Below are 8,220 nucleotides of genomic sequence, written 5' to 3' on the forward strand. Positions count from 1 at the left end.
GCGCGAGGCCTGTTGTAACGCTTGACGGGCCCGGCGCACTGAGGAGGCATGAGCCATGACGACCTGCGTGCGCTGTTCCTCAACTGCACGCTGAAGAAGAGCCCCGAGCGCAGCCACACGCAGGGCCTGATCGACCTCAGCTCGCGCATCATGGCGAAGCAGGGCGTCCAGGTCGAGCACGTCCGGGCGATCGATCACGAGATCGCCACCGGTGTGTGGCCGGACATGACCGAGCACGGCTGGGAGCGCGACGCGTGGCCGGCCATCTACCGGCGGGTGATGGCCGCCGACATCCTCGTCATCGCCGGGCCGATCTGGCTCGGTGACAACAGCTCGGTCGCCAGGCTCGTCATCGAGCGGCTCTACGCCGGCTCGGGCCTCCTCAACGACGCCGGTCAGTACGCCTACTACGGGCGGGTGGGCGGCTGCCTGATCACCGGCAACGAGGACGGCGCCAAGCACTGCGCCATGAACGTCCTGTACAGCCTGCAGCACCTGGGATACACGATCCCGCCGCAGGCCGACGCGGCATGGCTCGGGGAGGCCGGACCGGGCCCCTCCTATCTCGACCCCGGCTCCGGCGGTCCCGCCAACGACTTCACCAACAGGAACACCACGTTCATGACGTGGAACCTCCTGCACATGGCCCGGCTGCTCAAGGACGCCGGTGGCGTTCCGGCGCACGGGAACCAGCGGTCGGAGTGGGACGCCGGGTGCCGGTTCGACTTCGAGAATCCCGAATATCGCTGACTCCACGACGAAAACTCCACGACGAAGGGCCGAGACATGACCACCCAGATCACCGAGACCATCCCGACCTGCGCATTTCCGGGCTGCACCCACCCGGCTGAGGCGCCCTCACCCGGCGTGGCGGGCCCGGCGCCCCGCTACTGCCCGCACCCCGACCACAACGCGCTGAGCGCGTTCAGGAAGTTCCGCGCCAAGCGGACCCAGCGCAAGGAGGACAAGCGCGCCGAGGCCGCGGCCACCAAGGCGGCCAAGAAGGCGGCCAAGGAGGATGCGAAGGGGAATGCGCAGGCCGCCCCGGCGCCGGTCGTCGAGCACGCGTCGCCCGCCGCCTTCGAGCAGATCCCCGGCGCCGTCGTGGTGTCCCAGGAGTCCGGACAGGCCCCTACCGCCGAGGCGTCCGAGCAGGCGCAGGTGGACGCCGTACCGGATACCGACAGCGCAGCCTCCGCCTCGCAGTCCCGCGACGACCTCGTCGCGCTCATCAACCAGCTCTCCACCGACCTGCCCGCCTACATCGAAGAGCTGGCGATCATCACCGACTCCGCGGCTGCCGAGGCCCGGATCGAGACCGTCTCCCGCGCCGCCGCGCAGCGCATCCTGGCCGCCGAGGAGCGCGCGACGCTCGCCGAGGAGGCGGGCGACATGGCCATAGCCGAACTCGACGCCGCGACCGAGAGGTTCACCGAGGAGACCGCCGCGGTCCGCGAGGACACGGCCCGCCAGGTGGCGGACGCCGAGTTCGTACGAGCCGAGCTGGAGCGCTACCGCGAGCGGGTCGGCACGGTCGAGACCAGGCTCGACAGCATCCGCGACGAGGCGGACGAGCTGCGCCGCGAGAAGGCCGCGCTCACCCTCGAACTCGAGCGCCTGCGCCCCGCCAAGTAAGCCTGCCCCTCCCGCTCGATCCGGCATCGCGGGTCGCTCGACAGAAACGGAAAGCTCATGTCCCGCACGAAAAGCCCTGTCCTCTGGATCGGCACCGCGGTGGTCGTCGTCGCGGTGGCGGTCGGGCTCTACCTCTTCCAGCCCTGGCGGCTGCTCACCACGGACCGCGTGGACGAGGCGGCTCCGGTGGCCACCGGAGCGCCGGGCGCCCCGGAGGCCGAGCTGCTGGGTGACTTCATCTCCCACGAGCACGAGACCAGCGGCTCGGTGGAGATCCAGCGGCTCGCGGACGGCAAGGCGAACCTGCGCGTGACGAACCTGCGCACCTCCGACGGCCCGGCCCTGCACGTCTGGCTCAGCGACCAGCCGGTGAAGGCGGACGGTGGCGGCAACCTCGACGACGGCAAGCACATCGACCTCGGCGACCTCAAGGGCAATGAGGGCAACCAGAACTACGCGATCCCGGCCGGCACCGACCTGGAGAAGTTCTCCACGGTGACGATCTGGTGCGAACGCTTCAGCGTGTCGTTCGGCGCGGCCGAGCTGAAGCAGCGCGCCTGACGGACCGGGGCGCGCGGCGGCGAAAGCGGTGGGGCGGGTGGCTGTTGCCACCCGCCCCACCGCTTTTCCAGACCTACGGCCCTACGACACCAGGACCGGGATGAGCAGCGCCACGCATGTGAGGAGGCTCCACAGCGCCGGGGCCGCGCTCAGTGTCTGCTCGTGACGCGCGGCCGCACGCGCCGCCGTCGCCTCGCTGCGGGTCAGGTGCCACGGGCTGACCCGCTCCTCCAACCGCTGGTACACCAGGCCGAGCACGGCGCCGTACGCGAGGTGGCCGACCAGGGACGGGAAGGACAGGGCCAGCGCGGCGTCGCTCCACCGGGGTGCGGCGCCGAGCAGCACGGGCAGCACGGGCAGCAGCGTCAGATTGCCCAGGAACCACCAGAGGAAGCCGTACGACACACCCCAGCCGATCCCGGACGCCGGGTCGAAGCTGCGGCGGCGGAAGAAGATCGCGTAGGTCACGCCGATGACCTGCGAGATCAGCAGGTGGATGACGAGGCCCACGACCGCGGACTCCGAGCCGACCAGCGCGGCGACGACCGGCAGGAAGCCGACGGCGACCATGACCCCGGTGAAGATCGCGCCGCCCGCGAGGCCGGCGAGCACGCCGTGCCAGATCGAGATCACCCGCCACCGGCGAGGCGGGCCTCCTGGGCGTGCCGTACGTCGTCGGAGAACACCGCCCGCGACAGGCCGCCCAGCCAGCACGCCAGCAGGGCCGTACCGGCGCCGAGCAGCAGGAAGCCGGAGGCGTGGTCGAGCCCGACCCGGACCGGGGCGCTGACGTGCCTGGCCTCCACCGTGCTCGACGCGACGCCGACAAGCAGCGGCGTGAACAGCAGGAAGTTCGAGTCGCTGATCAGCGTCACGTGGGCGGCGAGCCCCCGGCCGACCCGCCGGTCCAGCTCCCGCACGGCCCCCACACCGCCGAACCCGCCACCGACGATCACCACGTGGGGTTTGGCCCGCCGGGGCGCCGGCCGAGCGGGGAACAGGACCGACAGGGCGTGGAAGGCGAGCCCCGCGAGCGCGCCGAAGAGCGCGGCGCCGACGAACTCGGGGAAGCGGGAGACGGCCACCGCGATCGTCCACGACGGCGTCTCCCCCTCCAGCGCGGGCGCGAGGGTGAGGGTCCAGGCCACCCAGTCGAGCAGGCCGATGAGCAGGCCGACCGAGAAGGCCGAGCCGTTGCTCTGCCGGTGGTCGCCCATGAGGAGGCCGAGTACGGCTCCCACCACCACGGTGTGCGCCGCCCACGGGATCCACGACGGGTTCGTCACGACCGCCACGATCGCGCCGGCCGGCAGTGCGGCGGCGACGCCGAACAAGAGTCTTCTGAGGAGAGTCATCGATGTCTCCGGTCCGAGGGGCTCCAGCGCCCGCTTCGGACGTTCAGAGCGACCCGGCCTCCCGAGCGTTACAAGGTCCGCGACAGGGCCGCGGACCGTCCGCGACAGGACCGGGTACGACGAAGGCCCCGGCCGCGCTCTTCACAGCGCGGCCGGGGCCTCTTCGTAGGACGGGGGGAGCGGCATCGGGGGGACAAGCCGCTCCCCCCGATGAGAACCGGTCCTGCAAGTCCAGCGCCGCAGTCAGGGGGAAGCTCGCGGCGCGGACCCCGCAGTGAGGGCCGGTTCCTCGGCCCTTCGGATTCCTGCCAGATCCTCCGGGCTCGACATCCATCCTGCTCCGCCGTCACCCTTCCGGGGGGCGGCAAAAGGCCCCGATACCCGGGCCCTTGGTCCATAAAGACCCGGTGAAGTGGCTGAAGTGGCTCGGTTAGACTCACGCGCGCCACGCAAGGGCAGGCGCAAGGGCAGGCGCAGGGTACGAACAGGGGAGGGCGCGGCAGATGGCGCAAGCGAAGAAGGTCGCGCTGTACGCGTTGGTCGTATTTGTGCTGTACACGATCATCAATTCCCCCGACAGAGCCGCCGCTCTCGTCCAGGTAGGGTTCGAGGGCATATCGTCCGCCGCACAGGGCGTCGGCGAGTTCATGACCGAACTCGTCAACTAGAACCACCGACGAGGAGTCCTGCTGTGATCCGCCATCTGGTCCTGTTCAAGCTCAACGACGGCATCGCGAAGGACGACCCGCGTGCCGTGGCCGCCGCGGCGGCGTTCGACGGGCTGGACAAGGAGATCCAGGAGCTGACGTTCTGGGAGTGCGGCTGGAACGTCAGCGAGCGCCCGATCGCCGTCGATTTCGCCATCAACTCGGCCGTCGCGGACAGCGATGCGCTGAAGGTCTACCTGGAGCACCCCGCCCACCAGGCGGGTGTCGCCCTGTGGCGTGAGATCGCCACGTGGGTGATCGCGGACTACCCGTACTAGCACATACCGGCACCAGTACGCGCGCTCGCCGCTCTCGGCCGCGCCCGCTTCACTTCCCGAAGGCCCCCCGCCGTCATGGCGGGGGGCCTTCCGGGTGTCGGCGTCCACTCCGACGCCGTCAACACGTGGTTATGCGGTGCTTGCACACAGTGGACATGTCTTGTGATGCTATGACCGCTTTTGACGGATGAGTTGACCGTAGTTGACGAAGTTGACGTAGTTGCCGCAGTTGACCAGCAAAAGGGGTGGCGTGAACGTGCCGGCCAGTACAGCGCCTCAGGTCCCGCCCCAGAACGAGGCCGGCGGCCCGGACACCCCGCGCCCCCACAACCACCACCGGCCCCAGAGCACCCGGCCCCCGAGCACCCGGGGCGCCGACACCCGGGCCCTCACCCAGGTCCTCTTCGGGCAGCTCAAGAACCTTGAGCCGGGCACCACCGAACACGACCGCGTGCGCGGGGCGCTGATCGAGGCCAACCTCCCCCTCGTGCGGTACGCGGCGGCCCGCTTCCGCTCCCGTAACGAGCCGATGGAGGACGTCGTCCAGGTCGGCACCATCGGGTTGATCAACGCCATCGACCGCTTCGACCCGGACCGCGGCGTGCAGTTCCCGACCTTCGCGATGCCCACCGTCGTCGGCGAGATCAAGCGGTACTTCCGCGACAACGTCCGCACCGTGCACGTACCGCGCCGGCTCCACGAGCTCTGGGTCCAGGTCAACGGCGCCACCGAGGACCTCACCACGGCCCACGGCCGCTCCCCCACCACCGCCGAGATCGCCGAACGCCTGAAGATCGGCGAGGACGAGGTACTGGCCTGCATCGAGGCCGGCCGCTCGTACCACGCGACCTCCCTGGAGGCGGCCCAGGAGGGCGACGGGCTGCCCGGACTGCTCGACCGGCTCGGCTACGAGGACCCGGCGCTCGCCGGGGTCGAACACCGCGACCTCGTACGGCACCTGCTCGTCCAGCTGCCCGAGCGCGAGCAACGGATCCTGATGCTCCGCTACTACAGCAACCTGACGCAGTCCCAGATCAGCCAGGAACTCGGCGTCTCCCAGATGCATGTGTCAAGGCTCCTCGCCCGGAGCTTCGCCCGGTTGAGATCCGCAAACAGGATCGAAGCGTAGCTGAAACGGGTAGACCGGTTCGGAGTAGTTCCGCGGCACCCCAAATGCCGTACACCCCTTGTTTCCTGCGGATATTCACCTACGCCATGTCGACAAGTCACTACAGCGTGTTGCCGACATGTGACATTCTGCTGGAACCGCGTTTGCCGCAGCCCCGCCTCCGGTATTCAGGTGGAGGCTGCGTTCCTCCGATGGTCGTGGCCGCCGCGACCGTCCGCGACCTCAAGGGGGTGGCATGTCCGCAGAACAGGGCAGCTCGAAGGTGCTCACGCTCACGCCCGCGGCGACGCTGGTACCGACGTTCGGAGACTCGCTCGGACCGACGCCGGCGCCGATGCCCGTGCAGCCGACGGCGGAGACCGTCGAGGCACCCACGCCGCTCGTCGTCACGCCGGAAGTCATCGACACCCGCACGCTCTCCCGCTCCCTCTTCCTCCGGCTGCGCGCCCTGGACGACGACGGCGTCGCCGCGGACAGCCCGGACCGGACGTACGTCCGTGACACCCTCATCCAGCTGAACCTGCCGCTCGTGCGGTACGCGGCGGCCCGCTTCCGCTCCCGGAACGAACCGATGGAGGACATCGTCCAGGTCGGCACCATCGGCCTGATCAAGGCGATCGACCGCTTCGACTGCGAACGGGGCGTGGAGTTCCCGACGTTCGCGATGCCGACGGTCGTCGGCGAGATCAAGCGCTTCTTCCGCGACACGAGCTGGTCGGTGCGCGTCCCGCGCCGCCTCCAGGAACTGCGCCTGGCGCTCACCAAGGCCAGCGACGAGCTCGCCCAGAAGCTCGACCGCTCCCCGACCGTCCCCGAACTCGCCGCCGTGCTCGGGGTGTCGGAGGAGGACGTGGTCGACGGCCTCGCGGTCGGCAACGCGTACACCGCCTCCTCGCTCGACTCCCCCTCTCCGGAGGACGACGGCGGCGAGGGCTCCCTCGCGGACCGCCTCGGCTACGAGGACACGGCCCTGGAGGGCGTCGAGTACCGCGAGTCACTAAAGCCTCTGCTCGCCAAACTCCCGCCCCGCGAGCGGCAGATCATCATGCTGCGGTTCTTCGCCAACATGACCCAGTCGCAGATCGGCGAGGAGGTCGGCATCTCGCAGATGCACGTCTCGCGCCTCCTCACGCGGACGCTGGCGACGCTGCGGCAGGGCCTCATCGCGGACTGAGGCTTCCCTGCTGACGATGCGTCAGACACACTGACGCCATGCGGCGACAGAGGTCACTTCTGACGGTGGTCGCGCTCTGCCTCGGCGGGGCGCTGACCGCGTGCGGCAGCGGCAACGAAGGCGAGGGTTACGCGGCGGTCGGCGCGGGTTCGACCCCGAAGGGCGCGGTCGCGCCGTCGGGATCGGTCACGCTCGTGCCGCTGGACGGCGTCCCGTCGGCGTCCGCGAGCGCGAGCGGTACGACGTCGAGCACGTCGCGCCCGTCACCGTCGGGAAGCGGTACGGGTACGGGTACGGATGCCGGTACGGATCCGGGTACGGGTCGCGGAACACCCGCGCGTACGACTCCGGGAACGACTCCCGCACCCCACGCGCCACCGGGGACGACCACACCACCCGGCACGCCGACGACCACTCCCGCCCCGGGGACGACCACACCGCCCGCACCGGCCCCACCTGCGAAACCCGCCACGCTCACGCTCTCCACCCCCGTGCTCGCGGACGCGGACGAACGCTGGTGCGAGAAGGTCACCGTCACCTTCCGCAACACGGGCGGAACGGCGGCCACTTCAGGCACGGTCACCTTCGCGACGCACATCATCGGCGCGCTGGGCATCGACTGGGCGACGATCGAATCGGCACAGCCGCTGCCGACCCCCATCGCACCAGGGGCGGCGCGGACTCACACGTACACGGTCTGCGTGGAGTCCTGGCGCGTCCCCCTGGGCATGCACGTCGACACCCAGAAGGTCACGGCGACGTGGAAGTGACCGGCGCCGGGGGGTGATGCTCGGTGCGGTGCCGCCGCAGCAGTACGTTGGCGTCCGTCTCCGCGCTCCAGTCGAACCGGGCCCGTGCGGCCGCCCGCCGCGCGGCCAGCTCCGCGCACTCCACGCAGCCCGGCACGGGCTCGGGCGGCCGGCTCATCTCGTACTCCACCCCCGCCCGCTCGTTGGCGGCCCGCACACCCGCGCTGAGCCGCTCGGCGGCCGTGGCCGGCCGCACCCGCTCCGGATCGGCCTGCCACTCCCGCCCACCACCGACGGGCCGCAACATGGCGTACGGCCCGGCCTCACCCCGGTACTCCCCGACTCTGCGCGCCACGGGGTCGTAGACGAACCCGCCGCACTCCCTGTGCCCTGCCATTCCTCAGCTCCTCACCCGATCGGGCGACTACTCTGCGTGCCCTCAGCGTTGCTCAATGGAAGGTGTGCCCACAACGCTCGACGCGTGCCAAGGGCCCACTGTCACAAGGGGGGATGGAGTGAGTCGACGTAAGACAGCGTCTCTGATCAGCTAAGCGATCCCATGCGAACCGTAGGGTTCGGTGTGGGTTCTGCCCACCTGGGCGGGGTAGCGTGAGCGTGGAGATGGAATCCCG

At 70.2% G+C, this 8,220-nt stretch carries 12 protein-coding genes; 8 read left to right on the forward strand and 4 right to left on the reverse strand.

All coding sequences use genetic code 11. The annotated features are described in order from the left end of the window. Nucleotides 1-48 precede the first annotated feature (48 nt). Genes Q5762_RS26725 through Q5762_RS26735 form a run of 3 tightly spaced genes read left to right on the forward strand, consistent with a single transcriptional unit; the run spans nucleotide 49 to nucleotide 2,196 of the window. Nucleotides 49-750: a flavodoxin family protein gene (locus Q5762_RS26725; RefSeq protein ID WP_315894787.1), complete on the forward strand. Its 702-nt coding sequence runs from the start codon at nucleotides 49-51 to the stop codon at nucleotides 748-750. Between the two features lie 36 nt (nucleotides 751-786). Then, nucleotides 787-1,635 (forward strand): hypothetical protein, encoded by an 849-nt coding sequence (locus Q5762_RS26730; RefSeq protein WP_315894788.1) that lies wholly within the window; start codon nucleotides 787-789, stop codon nucleotides 1,633-1,635. A 57-nt stretch (nucleotides 1,636-1,692) separates the two neighbouring features. Further along, the gene (locus Q5762_RS26735) at nucleotides 1,693-2,196 is read left to right on the forward strand and encodes a DM13 domain-containing protein (protein ID WP_315894789.1); all 504 of its coding nucleotides are present in this window, start codon (nucleotides 1,693-1,695) and stop codon (nucleotides 2,194-2,196) included. 81 nt (nucleotides 2,197-2,277) lie between these two features. On the opposite strand, the gene Q5762_RS26740 is transcribed toward Q5762_RS26735, so the two are convergent. Continuing rightward, entirely contained in the window at nucleotides 2,278-2,829 is a 552-nt protein-coding gene (locus Q5762_RS26740) for a hypothetical protein (protein WP_315894790.1), read from the reverse strand. After that, nucleotides 2,826-3,551, reverse strand: a complete 726-nt coding sequence (locus tag Q5762_RS26745) for an FAD-dependent oxidoreductase (RefSeq protein WP_315894791.1) — start codon at nucleotides 3,549-3,551, stop codon at nucleotides 2,826-2,828. The genes Q5762_RS26740 and Q5762_RS26745 overlap by 4 nt, the downstream gene beginning before the upstream one ends. A gap of 503 nt (nucleotides 3,552-4,054) precedes the next feature. Between Q5762_RS26745 and Q5762_RS26750 the strand changes: the two genes are divergently transcribed. The 4 genes from Q5762_RS26750 (at nucleotide 4,055) to Q5762_RS26765 (ending at nucleotide 6,839) form a co-directional block, all read left to right on the forward strand. Continuing rightward, nucleotides 4,055-4,219 carry a hypothetical protein gene (locus Q5762_RS26750; protein ID WP_315894792.1) on the forward strand — a complete coding sequence of 55 codons (165 nt, stop codon included), beginning with the start codon at nucleotides 4,055-4,057 and terminating at the stop codon, nucleotides 4,217-4,219. A gap of 23 nt (nucleotides 4,220-4,242) precedes the next feature. Then, the gene (locus Q5762_RS26755) at nucleotides 4,243-4,536 is read left to right on the forward strand and encodes a Dabb family protein (RefSeq protein WP_315894793.1); all 294 of its coding nucleotides are present in this window, start codon (nucleotides 4,243-4,245) and stop codon (nucleotides 4,534-4,536) included. Nucleotides 4,537-4,792: 256 nt separating this feature from the next. After that, a complete protein-coding gene (locus tag Q5762_RS26760; protein ID WP_315894794.1) occupies nucleotides 4,793-5,665 on the forward strand; it encodes an RNA polymerase sigma factor SigF in 873 nt (290 codons plus the stop codon). Between the two features lie 235 nt (nucleotides 5,666-5,900). Beyond that, the gene (locus Q5762_RS26765; protein ID WP_315894795.1) at nucleotides 5,901-6,839 is read left to right on the forward strand and encodes an RNA polymerase sigma factor SigF; all 939 of its coding nucleotides are present in this window, start codon (nucleotides 5,901-5,903) and stop codon (nucleotides 6,837-6,839) included. A gap of 127 nt (nucleotides 6,840-6,966) precedes the next feature. Here Q5762_RS26765 and Q5762_RS26770 read toward each other — a convergent pair whose 3' ends face one another. Beyond that, a complete protein-coding gene (locus tag Q5762_RS26770) occupies nucleotides 6,967-7,311 on the reverse strand; it encodes a hypothetical protein (RefSeq protein WP_315894796.1) in 345 nt (114 codons plus the stop codon). 19 nt (nucleotides 7,312-7,330) lie between these two features. Between Q5762_RS26770 and Q5762_RS26775 the strand changes: the two genes are divergently transcribed. Next, the gene (locus Q5762_RS26775) at nucleotides 7,331-7,609 is read left to right on the forward strand and encodes a hypothetical protein (protein ID WP_315894797.1); all 279 of its coding nucleotides are present in this window, start codon (nucleotides 7,331-7,333) and stop codon (nucleotides 7,607-7,609) included. Here the strand turns inward: Q5762_RS26775 and Q5762_RS26780 are convergent. Then, nucleotides 7,590-7,985: a hypothetical protein gene (locus Q5762_RS26780; RefSeq protein ID WP_315894798.1), complete on the reverse strand. Its 396-nt coding sequence runs from the start codon at nucleotides 7,983-7,985 to the stop codon at nucleotides 7,590-7,592. The two genes, Q5762_RS26775 and Q5762_RS26780, sit on opposite strands and share 20 nt — an antisense overlap. Nucleotides 7,986-8,220: the final 235 nt, after the last annotated feature.

The organism is Streptomyces sp. P9(2023) (assembly GCF_032436795.1).
Classification (GTDB): Bacteria; Actinomycetota; Actinomycetes; order Streptomycetales; family Streptomycetaceae; genus Streptomyces.

Coding starts and splice junctions, on each gene's coding strand:
- Q5762_RS26730 (WP_315894788.1), top strand. CDS start 787: ATGACCACCCAGATCACCGAGACCATCCCGACCTGCGCATTTCCGGGC.
- Q5762_RS26765 (WP_315894795.1), top strand. CDS start 5,901: ATGTCCGCAGAACAGGGCAGCTCGAAGGTGCTCACGCTCACGCCCGCG.
- Q5762_RS26750 (WP_315894792.1), top strand. CDS start 4,055: ATGGCGCAAGCGAAGAAGGTCGCGCTGTACGCGTTGGTCGTATTTGTG.
- Q5762_RS26780 (WP_315894798.1), bottom strand. CDS start 7,985: ATGGCAGGGCACAGGGAGTGCGGCGGGTTCGTCTACGACCCCGTGGCG.
- Q5762_RS26745 (WP_315894791.1), bottom strand. CDS start 3,551: ATGACTCTCCTCAGAAGACTCTTGTTCGGCGTCGCCGCCGCACTGCCG.
- Q5762_RS26735 (WP_315894789.1), top strand. CDS start 1,693: ATGTCCCGCACGAAAAGCCCTGTCCTCTGGATCGGCACCGCGGTGGTC.
- Q5762_RS26725 (WP_315894787.1), top strand. CDS start 49: ATGAGCCATGACGACCTGCGTGCGCTGTTCCTCAACTGCACGCTGAAG.